This window comes from Microvirga sp. Mcv34 (assembly GCF_024519725.1).
Taxonomy (GTDB): Bacteria; Pseudomonadota; Alphaproteobacteria; order Rhizobiales; family Beijerinckiaceae; genus Microvirga.
The window spans coordinates 1-21,508 of the sequence record NZ_JALJRK010000017.1 but is presented as its reverse complement, the minus strand read 5'-3'; the positions used below and the strand labels follow the sequence as shown (position 1 = coordinate 21,508).

17 protein-coding genes are annotated in these 21,508 nt (G+C 65.9%); 8 read left to right on the top strand and 9 right to left on the bottom strand.

Translation table 11 applies throughout. The features are described 5' to 3' along the window. Nucleotides 1-135 precede the first annotated feature (135 nt). Nucleotides 136-1,821: a methyl-accepting chemotaxis protein gene (locus OC446_RS11430; protein ID WP_262029152.1), complete on the bottom strand. Its 1,686-nt coding sequence runs from the start codon at nt 1,819-1,821 to the stop codon at nt 136-138. Nucleotides 1,822-2,184: 363 nt separating this feature from the next. On the opposite strand from OC446_RS11430, the gene OC446_RS11425 reads away from it, so the two are divergent. Beyond that, a complete protein-coding gene (locus OC446_RS11425) occupies nt 2,185-3,717 on the top strand; it encodes a DUF4153 domain-containing protein (protein WP_262029151.1) in 1,533 nt (510 codons plus the stop codon). 15 nt (nt 3,718-3,732) lie between these two features. Here OC446_RS11425 and OC446_RS11420 read toward each other — a convergent pair whose 3' ends face one another. Both OC446_RS11420 and OC446_RS11415 read right to left on the bottom strand, forming a co-directional pair. Next, entirely contained in the window at nt 3,733-4,476 is a 744-nt protein-coding gene (locus OC446_RS11420; protein WP_262029150.1) for a M48 family metallopeptidase, read from the bottom strand. A gap of 76 nt (nt 4,477-4,552) precedes the next feature. Next, nucleotides 4,553-5,815, bottom strand: coding sequence for a polyhydroxyalkanoate depolymerase (locus OC446_RS11415; RefSeq protein WP_262029225.1), 1,263 nt, complete (start codon nt 5,813-5,815; stop codon nt 4,553-4,555). Between the two features lie 231 nt (nt 5,816-6,046). Here OC446_RS11415 and OC446_RS11410 point away from each other — a divergent pair, with 231 nt between their 5' ends. Together OC446_RS11410 and OC446_RS11405 are read left to right on the top strand one after the other, a co-directional pair. Next, on the top strand, nt 6,047-7,402 hold the full coding sequence (locus OC446_RS11410; protein WP_262029224.1) for an ActS/PrrB/RegB family redox-sensitive histidine kinase: 1,356 nt from the start codon (nt 6,047-6,049) through the stop codon (nt 7,400-7,402). 82 nt (nt 7,403-7,484) lie between these two features. Beyond that, on the top strand, nt 7,485-8,042 hold the full coding sequence (locus OC446_RS11405) for an ActR/PrrA/RegA family redox response regulator transcription factor (protein ID WP_262029149.1): 558 nt from the start codon (nt 7,485-7,487) through the stop codon (nt 8,040-8,042). Between the two features lie 18 nt (nt 8,043-8,060). Here OC446_RS11405 and OC446_RS11400 read toward each other — a convergent pair whose 3' ends face one another. The 3 genes from OC446_RS11400 to OC446_RS11390 form a co-directional block, all read right to left on the bottom strand. Next, nucleotides 8,061-8,603, bottom strand: a complete 543-nt coding sequence (locus OC446_RS11400; RefSeq protein WP_262029148.1) for a DUF6790 family protein — start codon at nt 8,601-8,603, stop codon at nt 8,061-8,063. A gap of 118 nt (nt 8,604-8,721) precedes the next feature. Next, a complete protein-coding gene (locus OC446_RS11395) occupies nt 8,722-9,219 on the bottom strand; it encodes an MmcB family DNA repair protein (protein WP_262029147.1) in 498 nt (165 codons plus the stop codon). A gap of 71 nt (nt 9,220-9,290) precedes the next feature. Further along, complete coding sequence (locus OC446_RS11390; protein WP_262029146.1) at nt 9,291-9,845, bottom strand: hypothetical protein; 555 nt, start codon at nt 9,843-9,845, stop codon at nt 9,291-9,293. 438 nt (nt 9,846-10,283) lie between these two features. On the opposite strand from OC446_RS11390, the gene OC446_RS11385 reads away from it, so the two are divergent. From OC446_RS11385 to OC446_RS11365, 5 genes are all read left to right on the top strand, one after another. Next, nucleotides 10,284-12,830 carry an ABC transporter ATP-binding protein gene (locus OC446_RS11385; protein WP_262029145.1) on the top strand — a complete coding sequence of 849 codons (2,547 nt, stop codon included), beginning with the start codon at nt 10,284-10,286 and terminating at the stop codon, nt 12,828-12,830. A gap of 95 nt (nt 12,831-12,925) precedes the next feature. Then, complete coding sequence (locus OC446_RS11380; protein ID WP_262029144.1) at nt 12,926-13,864, top strand: MBL fold metallo-hydrolase; 939 nt, start codon at nt 12,926-12,928, stop codon at nt 13,862-13,864. A 204-nt stretch (nt 13,865-14,068) separates the two neighbouring features. Next, a complete protein-coding gene (locus OC446_RS11375) occupies nt 14,069-15,076 on the top strand; it encodes an NAD-dependent epimerase (protein ID WP_262029143.1) in 1,008 nt (335 codons plus the stop codon). Between the two features lie 121 nt (nt 15,077-15,197). Then, the gene (locus OC446_RS11370) at nt 15,198-16,208 is read left to right on the top strand and encodes an MraY family glycosyltransferase (RefSeq protein ID WP_262029223.1); all 1,011 of its coding nucleotides are present in this window, start codon (nt 15,198-15,200) and stop codon (nt 16,206-16,208) included. Then, on the top strand, nt 16,205-17,146 hold the full coding sequence (locus OC446_RS11365; RefSeq protein ID WP_262029142.1) for an NAD-dependent epimerase/dehydratase family protein: 942 nt from the start codon (nt 16,205-16,207) through the stop codon (nt 17,144-17,146). The genes OC446_RS11370 and OC446_RS11365 overlap by 4 nt, the downstream gene beginning before the upstream one ends. Here the strand turns inward: OC446_RS11365 and OC446_RS11360 are convergent. From OC446_RS11360 to OC446_RS11350, 3 genes are all read right to left on the bottom strand, one after another. Further along, a complete protein-coding gene (locus tag OC446_RS11360; RefSeq protein WP_262029141.1) occupies nt 17,079-19,043 on the bottom strand; it encodes a nucleoside-diphosphate sugar epimerase/dehydratase in 1,965 nt (654 codons plus the stop codon). The two genes, OC446_RS11365 and OC446_RS11360, sit on opposite strands and share 68 nt — an antisense overlap. Nucleotides 19,044-19,267: 224 nt before the next feature. After that, nucleotides 19,268-20,068: an ABC transporter ATP-binding protein gene (locus tag OC446_RS11355; protein WP_262029140.1), complete on the bottom strand. Its 801-nt coding sequence runs from the start codon at nt 20,066-20,068 to the stop codon at nt 19,268-19,270. Continuing rightward, nucleotides 20,065-21,069: a FecCD family ABC transporter permease gene (locus OC446_RS11350; protein ID WP_262029139.1), complete on the bottom strand. Its 1,005-nt coding sequence runs from the start codon at nt 21,067-21,069 to the stop codon at nt 20,065-20,067. The genes OC446_RS11355 and OC446_RS11350 overlap by 4 nt, the downstream gene beginning before the upstream one ends. Between the last annotated feature and the right edge of the window lie 439 nt (nt 21,070-21,508).

Here is a 21,508-nt window from a genome sequence, read left to right as displayed (position 1 = left end):
AACGCAAAGGTGGGAACCGGTTTTGCGTGTAAAGATGCGACACAACAAAAACTGAGCGCATCGGCCGTGGGTTCGAATTCACGGCCGATGCGCTGCGCAAGGAAGAGAGATGATTCCACGTGAGTGGAAGCAGCTCTAAGCCGCGCGCACGGTCGCCAGGAAGTGACTGACCTGGTTGCGCAGATGCTCGGCCTGATCCACGAGCGCCGAGGACGATGTCAGCACCTGGTGGGCGGCCACTTCCGTCTCCTCGGCCACCTGGGCCACCTTGTTGATGTTGGCCGTCACCTCCCCCGTGCCGGCGGAGGCCTGGTTCACGGAGGAGACGATCTCCTGCGTGGCCGCGCCCTGCTGGTCCACCGCCATGGCGATGCTGCTCGACACGTCGCTCATCGCCTGGATGCGCTGGGTGATGCCGTTGATCGCCTCCACGGCCTGGGAAGTCGAAGCCTGGATCGCGGCGATCTGGCTCGAGATGTCGGCGGTCGCCTTGGAGGTCTGGTCGGCGAGCGACTTCACCTCGGTGGCGACCACGGCGAAGCCCCGACCCGCCTCGCCTGCTCGGGCCGCCTCGATGGTGGCGTTCAGCGCCAGCAGGTTGGTCTGGCCGGCGATGGCCGAGATCATGTCGATGACGGCGCCGACCCGGTCGGCGGCGGCGCTCAACTGCGAGACGATCTCGGTCGTCAGGGTCGCGGCCTGCACGGCTTCGCGGGACATGACGGCGGATTGCTCGACCTGGCGGCTGATCTCGCTCACGGAGGCGCCCAGCTCTTCCGTGGCGCTCGACATGGCCAGCACATTGGCCGAGGTCTGCTCGGCCGCCGCCGCGACGGCGGTGGAGCGCGAGGAGGTCGCCTGGGCCGACCCCGTCAGCTGCTCGGCGGTCGCCTGCATGCGGTCGGCCGCCGTGGAGACGGACAGGATGATCTCGCCGATGGCGCCGTCGAAGGTCTCGGCCAGTTCGGTCATCATCCGCTTGCGCTGGACTTCGGAGGCCTCGCGGGCCTGAACCGCCTCGATCTCGAGCGCTTTGTTGCGGACCATACGATCCTTGAAGACCTGCACGGCCTCGATCATCTGGCCGATGTCGCGGCTGCGGTTGCCGGAGGGCAGCTCGACCGCGAGATCGTCGTTCGCCAGGCGGCGCATGACCGAGGTCAGGTTGCGCAGGGGCGACACGATGCTGAACCGGGTCATCAGGAGGCTGATCAGAAGCCCGAGCAGAATGCCCGTGGCGGCCACGCCGATCTGGAGCCGGATGGCCGCATTCGCTCCTTCCTCGGAATCCGAGCGCATCGCGGCGAGTTTCTTGGCCGTATAGGCGCTGTAGCCCTTCACCGTGTCGGTCACGTTGCGCTGGGCGGCCAGCCCTTTCTCGACCTCGGCGTTCATGATCGCCTGATCGGCCCCTTTGTCGGAGGCCGCCACCTTGATCATGGAGCGGATGACGTCGAAATAGCCGTTCAGGGCCGCCCGCATCTGGTCGAGCAGGGCCTTCTCCTGCGCGTCCGCGACCCCCTCGAGAATCCTGAACCGCTCCAGCATCTCCTTGATGCGGCGATCAGCCTCCTGGCTGAAATCGGACGCTTTGTGCGGCTGCTGCGCCACCTGATAGGTCATCCGGCTGATGGCGATGATGTCGACGCGCAGGTCCATCGCCTCGCGCGCCGCCTCCTCGCGCCGGCCGACAACCTCCATCGCGTCCCTGAGCTTGGACGTCTCGTGCCAGCCCACCACGGCGATGATGGCCGCCACGAGCCCCATGAGAGAAACGACCGCGATCACCTTCTGCGGGATCGAAAAACCTTTGATTGCCATTGGAATCATGCCCCTGCGGACCTGCCTTCGCGTCCAGCTCTGAAACGGCGGATCGGCGAATGTTCAAGTCCATTACCCTAAGGTTAGATGTGCGGGGCGCCGGTTAAAAAACCGATAAATTGTTTAATGGAAACAAAGGAGTTGGGTTTCGTGTCGAGCGCAGCCGGAGCATCCCTTCAACAAGGGTAGGCAATCCGCTGTGAGAGTTCCGCATTCGGCATGAGAGATCGAGCGCTGGATGTGTCGAGGAACGTTTGCCCAAACCCAAACTGATCCTGGCGTGGAGCATCGAAGAACGGTCCTCTTGCTGCGGGCAAGCGCAGATCGCATAAGAACGAAACTTTGTATCGAAAGAACGTTCTCATGTCCTTCTTGACTCGAGCCAGTCGATTCCTTCCTGTTTCCACCCTGGCTCTTCGCCGCTTCCCATTCGCCGTCCTCGCTTCGAGCCTTGTGACTGCCGCCCTGCTCGTCCCGATCTACGGCGAGAAGCGCGGCGATGTCATCTTAGCGCTGATCCTGTCGTTCTTCACGGCCACCATCATGGCGTTTGCCTCATCCGGACAACGGCTCTGGGTCCGGGCTCTGGCCGAGGGAATAGGATTTCTGATCGGCGTCTCGCTTCTGTTCTGGGTGAAGTTCGGAGATTACACTATCCCTCCGCTCTTCTTTGCATTCGTGTGCTTCATGTCCGTGACGGCGGGAATGGCTGCGCGGCAGGGTATGAGCGGCTTTTGGCTCGTAAATGCCCATCTCATCTTAAGTCTTGCCGCCTCTCTTCTCGCTTTGGGCATCGTGCTTGCAGGCGGCGCAATCGTGTTCTTCGCCATCGATTCCTTACTCGGATGGAACAGCGGCAACCTTGTATCTACATTGACGACGCTGGTCGCCTTCTTCGCCTTTCCCCTGCTGTGGCTGACGCTGGTGGCTTCCGTCACAGTCGAGCCAATCGACGTGGCCCAAGATAATATCCTGCTGCGTGGCATCGCCGTTTTGACCGACGCATTGTTGATCCCACTAGTGCTGACGTTTGGCGCCATCATTCATCTCTATGCCATCCGCATCGCGTTCTTAGGCGAGTTGCCGAAAGGGCAGATCGGTATGATCGTGCCGCTTTATATGGCGCTTGGTTATGGGACTTATCTTCTTGCTTCCGGGCCTAACGAGCAGTTTGCCCGCTTGCGGCGTCTGTTTCACGGCTCGTGGCTTGCGAGCACGTTGGTACCTCTCGCCCTGTTGACACTCGCGACCGTGATCCGGGTCCGGGCCTATGGCATTACGGAGGAGCGCTATTGGTTGATCCTGGTGATCGTAGGCGCCGCGTTCCTGGTGCTGTCTACCCTCATTCGTCGGCCGTTCGACATCCGCCTTGTGCCGCTCACGGGTGGCGTTCTGACACTCGTCGCGGCGGTTGGGCCGCTGAGTGCCGAGAAGGTGAGGTTCTATAGTCAATCTGCCCGGGCAGGAACCAATGTCTCGTCAGCAGCGGACACTCGCGCGGAACCCAAAATCTTTAAGCCGAGCAACAGCTTTATCAACTTCTCAGAGAGAAAGATCATAAGCTTTGGCTCAGCCACCTTTATCGATGACGTTTACCTTTACCATAACAGCGATGCAGAAATTCGCTACTTGGCGGCAAGCCCTTATAAGGTCCTGTTTAAGGACAATGTCGTGGAAGTCAGCGGCGAAAATGGCACCTCCCGCTTTGATCTTTCGCCACTCCTGGCAAAGTACCTATCGGATACTGAACATCGACCGCCGCAGGATGATCCCTATCCTGCAATCGAGAGCAGCGATGGCCGTCAAGGAACATTCATCGTGAGAAATTTCTCAGGAGAAAGTCGCCCAAACGGCATCTCGTTCAAACACGTTCTTGGAAAGATCATCCTTTATTGAGCCCGGCAGCGCCCCTCACCCGATCCGGTGCAGGGCGCTGCCGTAGGTCTTGAGCCAGGCTTCCGCCTCGTCGGTGCGGGGGCAGAGCTGGTAGGTGAGCTTCCAGAACCGGTTGGAATGGTTCAGTTCGCGCAGGTGGGCCACCTCGTGGGCGGCGAGGTAATCGAGTACGAAAGGCGGCGCCATAATGAGGCGCCAGGAGAAGCTGAGCGCCCCGTTGGCCGAGCAGGAGCCCCAGCGGCTCTTGGTGTCGCGCACGGTGATGCGCTTGGCCGGCTGCCCGAGCTGGGCCGTATGCTTCCTCACGGCCGCGGCGAAGTCCTTTTTCGCCTCGGCCTCGAGGAAATCCCGTACCCGACGGGCCACATGGGACACCTCGCCGGCCACGGCGATGATCGGCTCGCCCGCGCCGCCCTTGGTGGCCTGGGTCACGCCCCGGATGGTCGACCAATGGACGATCCGATGAGGCACGCCGCGAAAGGGCACCAGGGCCCCCGGCTCGAAGGGCACGCGCTCCGGCACCTTGGCGAGCCGGGTGGCGATCCACTGGCTGTGGCTGTCGGCGAACTTCTGGGCGAGGCCTACGTCCGTGCGCTCGGGGATGCTGAGCACGACCTCGCCGGTCGCGTTCGAGACGCGCAGGGTGATTCGCTTGGCCGTCGGACGGCGCTTGAGGGCCACCTTGAAGGTCTGGCCATCGTGAAAGACTCTGAGGTGAGGCGGGTCCGCGGGAACGCGGCGAAACAGGGCGGATTTCATGTCCGCAATCTGCCCCGACAGGTCGATTCTGTCAGCGCAGCCGTTTGCCGCTCCTAAGAACGCATCAAGAACAGAGTCAGGCTCTTGACGGCCTCTTCCGGGCTGGCTCTCGGCTGTGATTCTCAATGAATTCAGCGATTCGAGGAGCGATCTGAGCCCTGAAACGAGAACCGTTGAAGACGCCATAATGACCGACCCCGGCCTGCAGATGATAGAGCTTCTTGTCGGAGGACAGGTTGGGGGTCAAGTCCAGGGCCGCCAGGGTCTGGCCCACGCCCGAGATGTCATCCCGCTCGCCCTCGACGGCCATGATGGCGCAACGCCGGATGGCCATCAGATCCACGGGTTCGTCCCGGTGCATCATCTCGCCCTTGGGCAGCTCGTGGTTGACGAACACCGTCTCGATCGTCTGCAGGTAGAACTCGGCGGTCAGGTCCATGACGGCGAGGTACTCGTCGTAGAACTCCCGGTGCTTCTCGGCCGAATCGCCGTCGCCGTCCACGAGGTGGTTGAACATCTCGTAATGGGCGGTCAGGTGCCGGTCGATGTTCATGGCCATGAAGCCGGAGAGCTGCTGGAAGCCTGGATAGACATCGCGCCAGAAGCCCGGATGGGACGGGGGCACCTTGGTGATGCAGTGCTGCCGGAACCAGTCGATGCCGCGCTCCTCCGCCAGCCGGTTGACCGCGGTGGGCGAGCGGCGGGTGTCGATGGGGCCGCCCATCAGGACCATCGAGCGCGGGACGAGCGGGTCGTTCTCGGCCTCGAGGCGGGCGATGGCCGCGATCACGGGAACGGCCGGCTGGCAAACAGCCATGACGCTCAGGTCCGGACCGAACGCCCGGAACATGTCCTTAAGGTAATCGATGTAATCGTCGAGATCGAAGGCGCCTTCCGCCAGGGGGACCATGCGGGCGTCGATCCAGTCGGTGATCATCACCTGGTGGGTCGGCAGGAAGGTCTCGACGGTGCCGCGCAGGAGCGTGGCGTAATGGCCCGACATGGGCGCGACGATCAGGAGCTTCGGCTGCTCCTTGGCGAGGGCGTGGTCGCGATCGAAGGAGATGACGCGGCAGAACGGGCGATCCCAGACGATTCTCTCGGTGACCGCCACCTCCTCGTTGCCGATCGAAGTGGTCGGCAGGTTGAAGGCGGGCTTGCCGTAGCGCCGCGTGGTGCGCTCGAACAGCTCGCAGGCCGCCGAGACGGTCCGGCCATAGGGCGTGTTGGTCAGGGGGTTGCCGGGATTGTCGAAGAAATGCTTCGTGAAATCGGACGCGGCGCGAGCGGGGCTCAAAAGCCAATGCGCCGTATCGTACCAAACATATGAAAAGTTCATCATTGTCCCCAAAAAGGGTCGGGCGCCTGATTCTCGCATCATGCGGTAGGCTTTATCCTCAACCGTAATTTTAAGATTAAAGTTCCTTCAGATTATTGCAACAGACTATCTCTTCCACAGCGAAAACGGGCTACATACTTTGGTTCCGGAGCAGAGCCTAAGCACATCTTAGGAAAATAGGCCAAGAATGGATGCTTGGCGAACACAATCACGGCCCTATTCTGTTCGGGGATGTCCAAGATCGACCAGAAAAGCCTGACCCACCATGCCCGGCACCTGCGACTCGACACGCTCGTGCGCCTGCGCTGGCTCGCCATCGCCGGTCAGGCGGCGGCGGTCGCGGGCGTCCGATTCGGCCTGGGCTTCCCCCTCCCGTTCGGTCTTTGCTTCCTCGTCATCGGCGCCTCGGTCTGGGTCAACCTGCTCCTGCGCATCCAGTACCCGGCGAGCCACCGGCTCAGCGACAATATCGCCACGTCGCTGCTCGCCTTCGACATCCTGCAGCTGACGGGGCTCCTCTACCTGACGGGGGGCCTGGAGAACCCCTTCGCCATGCTGTTCCTGGCGCCCGTCCTGATCTCGGCCACGGCCCTGACCCCGGAGCGGACCCTGGGCCTGGGCCTTCTGGCCATCGGCTGCGCGACGCTCCTGGTGCTCACCCATCGGCCGCTGCCGTGGTTTCCCGGACAGGACCTCTCCCTCCCCTTCCTCTACGTAACCGGTATCTGGACGGCGATCGCCCTCGGCACGGCCTTCACGGGCATCTATGCCTGGCGGGTCGCCGAGGAGGCCAGGCAGCTCGCCCAGGCGCTCGCGGCCACCGAGCTGGTGCTCGCCCGGGAGCAGCACCTGTCCCAGCTCGACGGTCTGGCCGCCGCGGCCGCCCATGAGCTCGGCACGCCGCTCGCCACCATCGCCCTGGTGACGAAGGAGCTGAGCCATTCCATGCCCAAGGATGGCCCCGAGGGGGAGGATCTGAAGCTCCTGCAGGAGCAGGTGGAGCGCTGCCGCACCATCCTGACCAAGCTCACCTCCATGGGCCAGGAGGAGGAAGCCGAGTTCCTGGAGACCATCTCGCTCAGCCATCTGGTGGAGGAGATCGTCGAGCCGCAGCGCGCCGTGGGCTTCGACGTCAAGGTCGAGACCAGGGGCGAGGGACCGGAGCCCATGGGGCGGCGCAACCCGGGCGTCGTCTATGGCCTGTCGAACATCCTCGACAACGCCACGGACTTCGCCGAAAGCCGGGTCATGATCGAGGCCTGCTGGTCTCCTCACGAGGTTTTCATCGAGATCCGGGATGACGGCCCCGGTTACGCGCCCGATATTCTGCTCAGGGTCGGCGAGCCTTATGTGACCACCCGCAGCGCCGCCGAACGGACGGAGGACAGCGAGGAAGGCGGAGGATTGGGCCTGGGGCTGTTCATCGCCAAGACCCTGATCGAGCGTTCGGGCGCCGAACTGATCCTGACGAACGCCGCGCCGCCGGCCTCCGGGGCCATCGCACGGATCGTTTGGCCCCGTCATGCGTTTGAACGAGGTGCGGCAATTTCGCCGCAGGGAGACACGTCGCCGTCTCTCAAAGTTTAGGGGAAGAATTCCCATATGAGAGAGGAGCCGGACAGGCTCGCTCATGAAGGGATTTCATCCTCGGATGCAAGGAGAATGTCTGATGGCCGATGCGCCTGCCGCGTTCGAAGATCGCGCCGACAAGAGTCTCTTGATCGTCGACGACGACCGGCCGTTCTCGACCCGTCTCGCCCGCGCCATGGAAGGCCGCGGCTATGAAGTTCGCGTGGCCGAGAGCGTGACCGATGGCCTGGCCGCCATCGAGAGCGAGCCACCGGCCTTCGCGGTGATCGACATGCGCCTCGGCGACGGCAACGGCCTCGACGTGATCGAGCGCCTGAAGAGCCGCCGCCCGGACGCCCGTGGGGTCATCCTCACCGGTTACGGCAACATCGCCACCGCCGTGACGGCAGTGAAGATGGGAGCTTTCGATTACCTGGCCAAACCCGCCGATGCGGACGAGATCCACGCCGCCCTCATGGCCCAGCCCGGGGAGCGCGCCCTGCCGCCGGAAAACCCCATGTCGGCCGACCGGGTGCGCTGGGAGCACATCCAGCGCGTCTACGAGCTCTGCGGCCGCAATGTCTCGGAAACGGCGCGGCGCCTCAACATGCACCGCCGGACCCTCCAGCGGATCCTCGCCAAGCGCGCACCGCGCTGATGCTCACTGCCTTGAAGGTCAGAGCGGAGAAGCTGCAGTTCGCAGGCTCGTCCCCCTGATCGTCTCGGTCCGCCTTCGCATCCAGAGGAAAGCAAGCCCGAACAGCGGCAGCAGGATATCCGTGTAGAAGATCACGCCTGCATTGCCGGGGGCGAAGTTGTGCGCCGCAATCATCTGCTGCACGTGACCGGCCGCGGCTCCCCAGAGGAAGCAAGCCGGGCCGACGAGGGCGGCGAGACGCATCCCGTGACCGCCTTTGAAGGCCATGAACCCCACCACGGAGAACCCGAGGCTGGCGAAGCCGACTTCCTTCTGGAACGGGCTGGTCTGCCAACCGATGAACGCGGCAGCCATCTCGGAGAAGAAGACATGCATGACGAAATTGTAGAGGAAGCTGACTCCGAGCGAGAAGAACAGGAACCACGACAGCAGGGCCTCGACGATCGTCACGCGGCTCCAGGGACGCGGGTGCCGCATCAGGGCGATGAGCGATGCCATGAGCCCGACGACGAAAAGCGTCAGCGTGAAATTGCTGAGCAGAAACCTGATCGCCTGTTCCATGGCTGGTCCATGATCCTCGCGGCATGAAGCGTCGCGGGAACTGTGAAACCTGGTCTCCCGTCACGCAACCGTTCCGGGAACAGGCATGCACAGGAATCGCTCCACGGGTGTGGAGGTCTCAAAGCCGCCCGTCGGCGATCCGATCCGGGTCGGCCAGGGCGTGCAGCAGGGACGCGGCCGAATGGGCGAAGCGCAGGGTCACGGCCTTGCGGCGCGCGCCGGCGAGCGGATGGTGCGCCGCCTCCCGCATGATCGCCGCCCCGAAGCTGTCGGCGACGATCAGGCCGCGGTCCTCGGGCAGGATGTCGAAGGGAACCGTCTCCGGCACGGCGAAGTAGAACCGGTCGCAGAAGTCCTCGTAATCGGGCCATTTCCGGTCGGCCCGGAAATCCGCCACGCTCGACTTGATCTCGATGATCGTGAGTGCCCCATCGGGGGCGAGCGCGATGAGATCGGCGCGCCGGCCGTTGGCGAGGGTGAATTCCGGCAGGGTCACGTGGCCGAGCTGCGAGAACAGGCGGCGCACGCCGCGCTGGACGCCGGCGGCCACGGGCGACTGACGGCCGTCGACTGGCAGGATGATGGGGCGGGACAGGAGGGCAGGCGAATCGGACATGGCGCCTAAGGTACGCCCTCGCCGGCGGGCCGCAACGGCCCCAATGTCGCGCTTACACGTCCCCACGGACCTCAATGCAGCATCAGATGATGCGGCGACAGGTTCTCCAGCATGTCGCGCAGGTCGTCCATGTGCGGATTGATCGACAGGGCGATCTGGAAGGCCGCGCGGGCCTCGTTGAGATGGGCGTTGCGCAGGCAGATGTTGCCGAAGCCCGCGATGGCGCCGAAATGGCGCGGCTCCAGCTGCAGGGTGCGGGCGATGTCGAGCAGGCTGTCCGCATCGCGCTTCTCGATGGAGGCGAGCGTCGCCCGCTTGTTCCAGGCTTCCGCCCAGTCCGGGTACGTGCCGACGAGATGGTCGAGCAGGGGCCGGGCGGTCTTGAGCGACCCCGAGCCGATGGCCTCCACGGCCGCCATCAGGGTCTCCTCGGCCAGGCGATCCTCGTGCGATCCCCACAGGGCCCAGATCTGATCCTCGATGTCTTCGACCGGGCGCGTGGGTTCGGGCAGGGCCAGTTCCCTGAACAGCCCCGTCAGACGGCGCGGCAGATCCGGGCTCGGCGTCCTGTTCGGAACCTCGAGGACAGTTTGGAAGACCGAATCGAGCGGCAGAGGAGACGTCATGGAAAGCCTTACGATCCTCCGTAAAAGGCAGCAGAGCGGGATTCCAAGGGGGGTGACATAGCGTTGAAGCGCGGCGCGGCGAGAGGAGGAACCGGCAAAGTTTGAAGCGGCTGGCGATTGCGGGAATCGGGCTTAAAGCTGCGGCAACGGCCTCTCCCCTGCCCCACGTCATCACCTCCCCGGACTTGATCCGCGGGCCCGTGCCGGTGATCTCGATTGCATGAGGCGCTGAACTCTTCCGCGTCGGGATGGCCGGCACGAGGCCGGCCATGACGTGGTCGGCGTCACCTTGCAAGCACGCCGACGTGGCTGGCCGATCAAGGCAATCCGGACCGTCATGTGCCGCAACACACTTTTTAACCGCCACGCTCATCCCATTCGCCGAAAAATGCTTTAGGTTCCATCTCCGTTACGTGAACCTGACCGTTGGAGTCGTCCTTGGGACTTGTCGTGGAGCGCGATCCGCTGCGCCTGGCGTGGAAAACCTCTCCTTATCGCCATCTCGTCGGATTTGGTCTTCTGGCCCTGGCCGGCCTTCTGATCCTCGCGGGGTTCCACCTCGTGCACGACGTCGTCGACCGGGCGACCGGGGCCGCGGGCGGCTGGGATGCGCCTGGATCCTTTCTGCGCGTCGCCATCGCGTCGCCGGTGGATCCCCGGCCCGACGCCATCGTGCTTTTTCCGGGCATCCTGCTGGGGTCCGAGGCCTTCGCGGTGGTCTCGATCGTCGGCATCATGCTCGTTCCCCTTCTCCTCGGCCTGATCCTGGTCGCGTTCGAGTGGCTGGTGGTCGGCATCGGCCTGAGGATGCTCACGAAGACCCAGTCGGCCGCCCTCGACGTCATTCTCAAGGTGCCGTCCGCCTCCCATGACGAGATCGCCATGGTGACGGCCCTGGCGGGCCGCGGGCTGGCGCGCGAAAGCGGCGTCCTGGGCGCGAGCCTGCTCATGCCGGTGAAGCTGGGCGGCATGATCGGCCTCGCCTGTGTCTATGTGTTCGTCATGGACTGGCACCTGGGCGCTGCCCTGGCGCTGGTCCTGACGCTGGGCGCCGTCGCGAGCGCCCGCCGCTCCCTGCTGCGCTTCGATGCCACCGCCGCCCGGCACCGCGAGGGCGACGAAGCCGAGGGCGTGTTCGAAGATCTTGAGCACCGCATTCCCGCGCTGCGCGCTCACGGCACCGCGCCCTTCGAGCGCAACCGGGTGCGCGAGGCGCTGGTGCTGAGCCACCGGCCGGTGATGCGGTGGGAATACCGCCTGGCCCTTGTCGAAGCTGCCTCCGCGGCCGTCCTCATGGTCGCCCCCCTGTCGATCCTGGCCCTCGGCGCCTGGTTCTCGCAGGAGCGCCCCCTGACGGCCGGAACGGTGGCGGCCTGCGTGCTCGCGGCGGCGCTGGCCGCCTACGGAACGCGCGAGGTCGTCCAGTGGCACCGGCTCACCTTGAGGGCGCGGGCGCTCCTCATCGATCTCGGCAAGGGTCTGGGGCCGCTGAAGCTGCGCGCGGCCCTGAAGGGCAAGGCCGGCCTGCCCGAGAGCGGCGCGCTCGTCGCCCAAGGCGTCTCAGCCTACGATCCTGCCAGCGGCGCGCGGGTGACCTCCGTCAACCTGAACATCGCCTTCCCGTCCCACGTGGCCCTGGTCGGCGACGGGGATGCAGGCCCACGGCTGCTTGCGGCCCTCATGAGCGGGCAGGTTCCCCCGTCCTTCGGCCGTCTCACCTATGGCGGCGTCGATCTCTCGGCCGCCGATCCGGTGGAGCGCAGCCGGCGCATCGCCTTCACGGGCAACACGGTGCTGATCGAGGGCAGCCTGCGGGACAACCTGCTCTACGGCGCCTCGGCCCCTGAGGGCGAGCTCAGGCACCGCCTGTCCGAGGCCATCGCGGTAGCGGGCCTCGACCGCCTGACCCATGCCCGCGGCCTGTCGGGAACCCTCGATCCGGCGCGCGAGCCGGAGCTGGCCGCCGCCATCGTGGAGGCGCGCCGCGCCGTGCAGGCGGCGCTCACCGCCGATGGACTCGACCGCTTCGTCGATCCTTTCGGGGCGACGCGCTACAACCGCTACGCCACGATCGGCGAGAACCTGCTGTTCGGGAAGCCCATCGGGGATTCCTTCCAGGAGGACCAGCTGTCGAGCCACCCCTTCGTCCGGGCGATCCTGGAGGCCAACGAGCTGACCAAGCCGCTGGCCCGGATGGGCCTGTCGATCGCCACGAGCATGATCGAGATCTTCGCCGACATCCCGGACGGGTCGCCGCTCTTCGAGCGCTTCTCGTTCTTCTCGGCGGCGGACCGCCCTTACTTCCAGGATCTCGTCGATCGCAGGAACGAGCAGCGGCGCAGCGACCAGACCTCGCGGGACCGGGAGCGCCTGATCGGCCTCGCCCTGCGCTACAACGAGAGCCGGCATCGCCTGGGGCTGCTCGAACCCGCCATGGAGGAGCAGATCCTCGTGGCCCGGGCGGACTTCGCCCGGATGCTGCCGGTGAGCCTGAAATCCTCGATCGAGTTCTACGACGAGAGACGCTTCTGCGCGGCGGCCAGCATCCAGGACAACCTGCTCTTCGGGCGCATCGTGGCCGATCAGGCCGGCGCTCTCGAATCCGTGCAGGAGGTGACGCGCCGCATCCTCACGCAGCGGGGCCTCGACGGCGAGGTCTCGCGCATCGGGCTCGATACGCCGGTGGACCCGCAGGGCGACGACCTGACCTTGACCGAGGTGGCGGCCGTCGATCTGGTGCGCGGCCTCGTGCGCCGGCCGAGCATCCTGGTGGTGCAACGCGCCCTCGACGGCCTGCCGGGTCCGGCCGCCGACCGGCTCGTCGCCAACCTGCGCCGCGCCTTCGTCGGACGTGGGCTGATCCTCGTCACGCCATCGATCTCGCCGGCAATGGATCAACCGCCCTTCGACGCTGTTATCCATTTCGAGCGGGGCGAGCCGGTGGTGGATCGCCGCACCAGGGCTCTCGAGGCGTTGAGTGCGTGATATATTTACCTTGACCTGCCGTCCCGCTCGGGGGCAGCTTGTTCGATGTGCGCTAGCACACATAAGCAGGGTTTTCGATTGGTCATGATCCTGAAATGGTAAGGCGTGTTGCATCCTCTGACGCGTTGCGGGTCCGGTTCTGGGGCATACGCGGCTCCACCTGCGCATCCGGCCCCCAATTCGTCGAGTTCGGCTCGCATACGCCGTGCGTCGAGGTCCGCTGCGGGGATCGCCTGTTCATCCTCGATGCGGGAACCGGTCTTTCCGCCCTCGGCACCGAGCTCGCCGCGACCGCGCCCGAGAAGATCGACATCCTCCTGAGCCATCTTCATCTCGACCACATCAGCGGCCTTCCCTTCTTCAAGCCTGCCCTTCTCGCCAAGGAGCGGGTGATCCGCACCTATTGCGGCCACCTGGAAGGGGAGAGCGCCATGGAGCCCCTGAACCGCCTCTTCGCTCCACCGCTCTTTCCCGTGCGCCTCGGCCAGCTTCCCGCGCGGTTCGAACATCATGGCTTCAAGGCGGGCGAGGCGCTCGTCCTCGACGACGGGACGCGGATCGACACGCACCTCCTGAACCATCCCGGCGGAGCCACGGGCTTCCGCATCAGCCACCGGGGCCGCAGCATCTGCTATATCAGCGACGTGGAGCACAGCGACCCGTGGCCCGATCCGAGCCTCGCGGAGTTCGTGCGCGGCACCGACCTGATGGTGTTCGACGGCATGTTCTCCGACGCCGAATATTCCTATTGCCGGGGCTGGGGCCATTCCACCTGGCAGAAGGGCGTCGAGCTCGCGCAGAGCGTCGGCGTGAAGGCGCTGGCGATCTTCCATCTCTATCCCGGTCACGACGACGCCTTCCTGAAGGCCGCCGAGGCCGAGATGCAGGCCGTCATGCCCACGGCCTTCATGGCCCGGGAGCGCCAATCCTTCGCGTTCGAGCCGCTGGAAGAGGACCTGGACGCGACTTGCGCGGAACCTCCGGCAGAAGCCAAAGAGACACGTCCCGCCTCCTTGAAGGATTTCGCGACCTGAATTCCGCGCCTGGCGCGGCTGCCCCGAACGGGTCTCTCCCTGACGAAAAGGTCTGAAGCATCCGACCCAAAGGTGGGCCTGCACTTTCGGGTTCGGCCCGGTGCTCCACATCCCCGGAGAGCGCAATGTCCAGGCGGAAAAACCGGGACCACTTTTCCGCACGATGCGCTAAGGTTCCCTCCACTTCATCAGGCAGGCCTCTTCATGTCAGCTCCCATCCTTGTCACCGGCGCAGCGGGTTTCATCGGCTTCCACGTGGCGCAGCGGCTTATGGCCGATGGCCATCATGTGGTCGGAGTCGACAGCTTCACGCCCTATTACGACGTAAGCCTGAAGGAAGCCCGCTTCGGAAAGCTGACCCCGCACAACACCTTCGCGGGCGAGCGCCTGGATCTCGCGGACGCCGAGGCAACCCGCGACCTGTTCGAGCGCCACCGTTTCGAGAAGGTGATCCATCTCGCGGCCCAGCCGGGCGTGCGCTTCGTCGATCCCAACCCGTATGCGTCGTCGAACCTCATCGGCTTCATGAACATGCTCGAAGCCTGCCGCCACGGCGGGATCCGGCATCTCGTCTATGCCTCGTCGAGTTCCGTCTACGGGGCCAACCGCAAGCTGCCCTTCTCGGAGCACGACAGCACCGATCACCCGATCAGCCTCTATGCCGCCACCAAGAAAGCCAACGAGATGATGGCGCATTCCTATGCGTCTCTCTTCGGATTGCCCTGCACGGCCCTGCGCTTCTTCACCGTCTACGGTCCCTGGGGCCGGCCCGACATGGCGGTGTACAAATTCACCCACGCCATCGCCGAGGGCCGGGAGATCCAGGTCGCCCAGGCGGGGCGGGTCTGGCGCGACTTCACCTATGTGGACGATATCGTGGAGGGGATCGTCCGGCTGGTCGACAGGATCCCGGCGCCCGATCCGGCCTGGGATGCCGAGCATCCCGATCCGGCCACCGGCCCCGCGCCGCATCGGGTCTACAACATCGGCAACGATTCACCGGAAGAGGTGAACGATCTCATCGCGCTCATCGAGAATGCGCTCGGCAGACAAGCGAACCGCGTGGACGTCCCGCTCCCGCCCGGCGACGTGCTGGAAACGCGCGCCGACGTGACGGACTTGCGCCGCGACGTGGGCTTCGCGCCCGCGACCTCGCTGGAAGAGGGCATCAGGCGGTTCGTGGCTTGGTACCGCGACTATCACGGGGCGTGAGATGATCGCGGATTATCTCAAGCTGATCGGGTTTTGGGCTGCGTTGGTGGCGGTCGGCTTTCTGCTGTCCGTGCTGTTCAATCCTTTTGCGTTCTTCACCGTCGTCATTCTATCTGTGATCATGCTGACAGCAGGTTTCCTGTCGGCCGTTCTTATCGTGGCTCTCAAGCCGCTCTTGGTCCGCTATGCCCTAGCGCGACCCAATGCTCGGTCGAGCCACCAGAGCCCGACACCTCAAGGAGGTGGCATCGCTGTTGTCGGCGCCGTGCTGATCGCGATGGCTCTGGCTTTCGCCTTGCTCAGTTTGCCAGACCATTTCTTCAAAACCTTCGTCGTTCTTGCAGGCGCCTCGTTGCTCTTGGCCATCGTTGGCGCAGTCGATGATATTCGTCCCTTGCCGGCGAGCCTGCGCCTTGTTCTTCAGGTTGCAGCCGTTGCTGCCGTCGTGGTGACAAGTGACTTAAGGGTGCTGCCGGAAGTCGTTCCTCTCGCCGTCGAGCAGGCCATTCTCATTCTCGGCGGCGTCTGGTTCGTGAACCTCGTCAACTTCATGGACGGGCTCGACTGGATCACCGTGGCCGAGATGGTGCCGGTGACGGCTGCTATTGCTCTTCTTGGGCCTGCGGGGGAGCTACCTATGTCGGTCCTGGTGACCTTCGTAGCCCTCGCCCTCTGCGGCGCACTCCTCGGATTCGCGCCCTTCAACAAGCCCGTGGCCCGCCTGTTCCTCGGCGATGTCGGCTCATTGCCCATCGGACTTCTCGTCGGCTGGCTGCTGCTCCAGCTCGCCGGAACGGGCGCGCTCGCGGCGGCGCTCCTGCTGCCGCTCTACTACCTGATGGACGCGACCATCACCCTGCTGCGCCGCATCGCCCGTCGCGAGAAGGTGTGGGAGGCTCATCGCAGCCATTTCTATCAGAAGGCGACCGACAACGGCTTCTCGGTTCTTCAGGTCAACGCTCATGTTTTCGGTCTCAACCTTGTCCTGGCCGCTCTGGCCGCTATGACCCTTGTCTGGCCCTCGGGCGCGGTGCAGATCGCGGCGCTTGCCTTGGGGGCCGCTCTCGTCGGCCTGGTTCTCAGGCGTTTCTCGCATCCGCGCGTATCAGTCCCCTTGGAGGTTTCCCGATGAATGCACCCCTGATTGCCCTGACCGGCGCCACGGGTTTCATCGGACGACATCTCCTGAACGAGCTGCCCCGGCGCGGCTACCGGGTCCGGGTGCTGCTGCGCCGGCCATCCGAGGTGCCCGCCGGCGCGTCGAGCGCGGTGATCGGCGACATCGCCTCCCCGCACAACATGGCGGCGGCGCTTCGCGACGTGGACATGGTGATCCACTCGGCGGGGCTCGCCCACGCCATGTCGGGACGGCCGGAGGACGATTACCGGACCATCAACACCGAGGCGACCGTGAAGCTCGCGCAATCCGCCGAGCGGGCGGGCGTGAAGCGATTCGTGTTCCTCTCCTCGATCCGGGCCCAGAGCGGACCGACCGCCGAGGGTGTCCTGACCGAGGCCCAGGAGCCGCGCCCGACCGACCCTTACGGCCGCTCGAAGCTCGAGGCCGAGCGGGGCCTCTCCGCCCTCGGGCTCGACTGGGCGGCCCTTCGCCCCGCGCTCGTCTACGGTCCCGGCGTGAAGGGCAACATGGCGGCGCTCCTGACGCTCGCACAATCGCCTTGGCCCCTGCCCCTCGGCAGCCTGAGCGCCAAGCGCTCGCTCCTCTCCCTCGACAATCTGGCTGAGGCGGTGGACATGATCCTGCGCGCGGAAGGCTCCCTGAGGCGCCCCTTCCTCGTGGCCGACCCGGAACCGGTGACGATCCCCGAGATCGTCACGGCTCTGCGCAAGGGTCTGGGGCGTGGGCCGGGCCTTGTCCCGGTGCCGTCCTTCCTCCTGAAAGGAGCGGCTGCCCTCACCGGCCGGAACGAGGCCTATGAGCGGCTGGCCGGCTCGCTGGTCGCGAGCCCCGAAGCCTTGCGGAACCTGGGATGGAAGCCGGTCAGCTCGACGCGAGACGCGCTTGCTGAACTGGCTCGGCAGGCGGCGGCGCGGGCTTCCGGCGCTTGAATTCCGGGATCGCATCCTCGAACACCTGCTCGGCCAGGGCGCGGTCGCCGTTCGCGAGGGAGCGCGTCAGGATCTGCAGCCACTGATCGACCCGCTCCCGGTCGGCGAAGATGGGTTTCGCCGCCATGACGCCGTCGATGCCGATTTCCGTACGGGGCTCTTCGCGGGCGAAGAGGATCTCGTGCAGCCGCTCGCCCGGACGCGTGCCGGTGACCTGGATCTCGATATCCTCGCCCGGCTCGTAGCCGGCGAGCCGGATCATGCGCTCCGCCAGTTCGTAGATCCTCACCGGCTGGCCCATCTTGAGCACGTAGACCGAGGCGCGCTCGTCGCCGTTGGTGCGCTCCGTCAGGGCGCGGCTCTCTTCCGCGTGGGACGCGGAGGTGAGCACCAGATCGGCCGCCTCGCGGGTGGTCATGAAGTAGCGCACCATGTCCGGATGGGTGACCGTGAGCGGTCCGCCGCGGGCGATCTGCGCCTTGAACTTCGGCACCACGGAACCGACCGAGCCCAACACGTTGCCGAAGCGCACCGCGATGATGCGGGTGGCGCCGTTGCGGCCCATGAACTCGGCGTCGAGCGCCTGCCCGTACATCTCGGCGAAGCGCTTGGTGGCGCCGAGCATGGAGACCGGGTCGATGGCCTTGTCGGTGGAGATCATCACGATGGTGTCGGCGCCCGCCTCCACGGCCGCATCGGCCACGTTCACCGAGCCGAACACATTGGTCTTGACCCCCTCGGTCCAGTTCTTCTCGAGATAGGGAACATGCTTGAGGGCGGCCGCGTGGAAGACCACCTCGGGCTGGAACCCGTTCATCACCTCGCGCACCCGGTCCCGGTCGCGCACGTCGGCGATGACCCCGTCCACGTTGGTGTCGCTCGACAGCAGGGCGGGGTTTTCCAGGATGTGGTGCAGGGACGGCTCGGAGCTTTCGAGGATCATCAGGTCGCGGGCCCCGAAGGCGACCACGCGGGTGCAGATCTCCGACCCGATGGAGCCGCCGCCGCCCGTGACCAGAACGCGCTTGCCGCGGATGAAGGTTTCGAGCCGCTTGCGGTCGATCTGCACGGTCGGGCGCAGGAGCAGGTCCTCGATCTCCAGCGGCGCGAGCTCGGCGTCGCGCATGCCCTCGCCCAGGCTCGTGACCCGCACCAGCGGCAGGCCGAGGCGGCGGGCGCGGGCGAGCAGCATGTCCGGGTTCGCTTCCGGCATCAGGGCGCTCGGCGTCGCCAGAAGGCGGCGGATGGGTGTGCCCCGCTCGTGGAAGTCCTGAATCACCTGGTCGAGATCGCCGAAGGTGCCGAGCACGGGCACGCCGCGCATGGATTGTCCCAGATCGTCGGCCCGCCAGGACAGGATGCCCTTGGGCTGCGTCTTCTTGACCGTGCCGGCCTCGATGGCCCGCAGGATCACCTCGATGTCGCTGCCGCGGCCCAGGAGCAGGGTCGGCGTGCTGGAATCCCGCTGCAGGGTATGGCGCGAGCGGGCGTATTTCATGTAGCGGAACGCCAGCCGCGGGCCGCCCAGCAGGAACATCTGGATCAGCCAATAGAGGGCGATCGTGATCTTGCCGAAGAAGAAGGTGCCCCGAAGCTGCGGCGAGACGAGAATGTAATCGACCACCAGCAGGGTCACGGCCAGGATGGTCGCGGCCCGGAAGATGTTGAACAGGTCGGGCAGGGACGCGAAGCGCCACTTGGACTTGTAGAGCTGGGAGAACCAGTAGACCACGCCCGCGAAGGCGATGAAGGGCGGAAGGAAGACCGGCAGATGGGAGAGCCTGTCGTGAAGGACCGAACCGTCGAAGCGCACGTAGAAGGTCGCAAGGACGGCCACGCCCGTCATCACGAGATCATGCACAACGATGAGCGCTTTCTTGAGACCCTGCTGATTCATAGACCTGCCGTACCGTAGCACATCGTGCGGCCTCGAAGGACCACGTGAGTAAAACAAGGGGCCCCGTTTTCTGCGAAGAACGATGCGCCAGCAACGAGAAGATGCACCGGACGGATCCCAAAAGTACACATCCGGGACCGGATCCGATGCCGCAAGCCAGGGGTATCCGTCGGGCTTATGGCTTTGTCAATGCAAGTCCGTAACGGAATACCAATGTGCGAAATTCATTGCCCGGCATCCGGCCGAGCCCCCTCCAGGGGCCTCTCGGCCAGCACCAGGAGGCCACCCGCCAGCTCCAGAACCTGCGCCCGGATGCCGAAGATCGCCGCGAGCCGTTCCTCGGTCAGAACCGCCGCCGGCGGGCCGGAGGCTTCGACCCTCCCCCGGTCGAGCAGCACGATGTCGTCGGCGAAGCGGGCCGCCAGCGTCAGGTCGTGCATGACGGCGACCACCGTGACGCCGGCGCGGGCGCGGGCCTTCAGGACATCAAGCACGACGAGCTGATGGCGCGGATCGAGGGCCGCGACCGGCTCGTCGGCCAGCAGCACCGGCGCCTGCGTGGCGAGAGCGCGGGCGAGCAGCACCCGGGCCCGCTCGCCGCCCGACAGGGCCGTGGCGGGCCTGTGGGCGAAATCCTGCAATCCGACCGAAGACATCGCCGAGGCGACCGCCTCCCGGCCCTCTCTCGGCAGGCGATCGGGCCTCTCCCCATGGGGCAGGCGTCCGAGCGCGACCACGCCTGCCACCGGCAGGGGCCAGGCCACTCCGCCGCCCTGGGGCAGATAGGCGATGGAGCGCGCCCGCGCGCCGGCGGACATCCCAGCGAGGGCGCGGCCGTCCAGGGCGACCTCGCCCTTCGACGGCACCGCCAGTCCGGCCAGGCTTCGCAGCAGGGTCGTCTTGCCGGCCCCGTTGGGACCGATGATCACCGTGAAGCGCCCCGGCTCAAAGGACAGGTCGATGCCGTCGAGGGTTCGGCGCGTTCCGAGATCCACCATCAGAGACCGGGCTTCGAGACGCGTCATGCGGGCGTCTCCACCAGCTCGGCCCTGCGGCGGGCGATGACCCAGAGGAAGAACGGGACGCCGAGCAGGGCCGTCAGCACGCCGATCTTCACCTCGGCGCCGGACGGGATGAGGCGCACGGCGATGTCGGCGGCGAGCAGGAGCGCCGCCCCGGCCAGGCCCGCCGGCACGAGGGTCCGGGCCGGGTCGTAGCCCACGAAGGGGCGCACGAGATGCGGCACGACAAGGCCGACGAAGCCGATGGAACCCGCCACGGCCACGGAAGCCCCCGTGCCGATGGCGGCGCCCGCGACGATCAGGCCGCGCAGGAGCGGCACGTCGATCCCGAGGCTCCGCGCCGTCTCCTCGCCGAGGGCGAGCGCCCGCAGGCCCGGTCCCGCCGCCAGGATCAGGGCCGAGGCCAAGACGATGAAGGGGGCGCAGAGCAGCACATGGACGAAGGACCGGTCCTCGAAGGAGCCGAGGAGCCAGAACACGATCTCCGTCACGGCAAACGGATTGGGCGAGAGACTGATCGCCAGCGACGTCCCCGCTCCCGCGAGCGCCCCGACCGCGAGCCCCGCGAGGACCAACACCACGATGGTGGCGCCCCGTCCCGCCACCGCCACGACCAGCGCGATGGACAGGAGGGCTCCGGCGATCGCCGCGAAGGGCAGCACCCAGGACAGGGTGCCGACGAGGCCGAAATAGATCACGAGCACCGCCCCGAGCGCGGCGGCCTGCGGGGCCCCGAACACCGCCGTGTCGGCAAGCGGATTGCGCAGCAGCCCCTGGAGCCCCGCGCCCGAAAGGCCGAAGATCCAGCCGATGAGCAGGGCGAGAAGCGTGCGCGGCAGGCGGATCTCCCGCACCACGATGCTCGCCGCTCCCTGGTCGGACACGAGCGCCCGCAGGGCCACGGGCACCGTGATCGGCGCCGGGCCGACGACGAGGGATGCGACGCTCAAACATCCGAGAAGGACGATCAGGCCATAGGCGAGAGGCGACCGGGCGAGGGGCATGGTTTTGCGGTTTCGATGCTCCGCCCGATAGAGCACGAAACGCCGGGTCGGCAAAGCCGGGCCTGTTCTCGCGCGTCCCGATTGTAAGGGCGGCCTCGGTGTCATTCCCGGCCGGAGCGCAGCGAAGGGGAAGGGAATCCATGGCTTCGTGCGTGATCGTGGATCCCCTTCCCGGCCTGCGGCCGCCGGGGATGACACCCGCGGGAACCCTCCTCCCCCTTGTGGGGAGGGAGACAGGCGCCGCGCCTATCCGATCGGGATCGCCGGCACGGGTGCCCGGATCAAGTCCAGGGAGGTGACGACGTGGGCGGGCGTGAGGCGCGCAGCGTTATGTTCTTGCTTTGTTCTTGACAGCGGCTGTAACCTTAGCTATATCGTTACTCACCTGATCCGACGAGGGGCGCGCTTCGCGAGGCGTCGCAAGTTGTGGGAGCAGGCA

Coding starts and splice junctions, on each gene's coding strand:
- OC446_RS11420 (WP_262029150.1), bottom strand. CDS start 4,476: ATGAAATCCGCCCTGTTTCGCCGCGTTCCCGCGGACCCGCCTCACCTC.
- OC446_RS11400 (WP_262029148.1), bottom strand. CDS start 8,603: ATGGAACAGGCGATCAGGTTTCTGCTCAGCAATTTCACGCTGACGCTT.
- OC446_RS11425 (WP_262029151.1), top strand. CDS start 2,185: ATGTCCTTCTTGACTCGAGCCAGTCGATTCCTTCCTGTTTCCACCCTG.
- OC446_RS11350 (WP_262029139.1), bottom strand. CDS start 21,069: ATGCCCCTCGCCCGGTCGCCTCTCGCCTATGGCCTGATCGTCCTTCTC.
- OC446_RS11380 (WP_262029144.1), top strand. CDS start 12,926: ATGGTAAGGCGTGTTGCATCCTCTGACGCGTTGCGGGTCCGGTTCTGG.
- OC446_RS11410 (WP_262029224.1), top strand. CDS start 6,047: ATGTCCAAGATCGACCAGAAAAGCCTGACCCACCATGCCCGGCACCTG.
- OC446_RS11415 (WP_262029225.1), bottom strand. CDS start 5,815: ATGAACTTTTCATATGTTTGGTACGATACGGCGCATTGGCTTTTGAGC.
- OC446_RS11370 (WP_262029223.1), top strand. CDS start 15,198: ATGCTGACAGCAGGTTTCCTGTCGGCCGTTCTTATCGTGGCTCTCAAG.
- OC446_RS11395 (WP_262029147.1), bottom strand. CDS start 9,219: ATGTCCGATTCGCCTGCCCTCCTGTCCCGCCCCATCATCCTGCCAGTC.
- OC446_RS11405 (WP_262029149.1), top strand. CDS start 7,485: ATGGCCGATGCGCCTGCCGCGTTCGAAGATCGCGCCGACAAGAGTCTC.
- OC446_RS11390 (WP_262029146.1), bottom strand. CDS start 9,845: ATGACGTCTCCTCTGCCGCTCGATTCGGTCTTCCAAACTGTCCTCGAG.
- OC446_RS11430 (WP_262029152.1), bottom strand. CDS start 1,821: ATGGCAATCAAAGGTTTTTCGATCCCGCAGAAGGTGATCGCGGTCGTT.
- OC446_RS11355 (WP_262029140.1), bottom strand. CDS start 20,068: ATGACGCGTCTCGAAGCCCGGTCTCTGATGGTGGATCTCGGAACGCGC.
- OC446_RS11360 (WP_262029141.1), bottom strand. CDS start 19,043: ATGAATCAGCAGGGTCTCAAGAAAGCGCTCATCGTTGTGCATGATCTC.
- OC446_RS11375 (WP_262029143.1), top strand. CDS start 14,069: ATGTCAGCTCCCATCCTTGTCACCGGCGCAGCGGGTTTCATCGGCTTC.
- OC446_RS11365 (WP_262029142.1), top strand. CDS start 16,205: ATGAATGCACCCCTGATTGCCCTGACCGGCGCCACGGGTTTCATCGGA.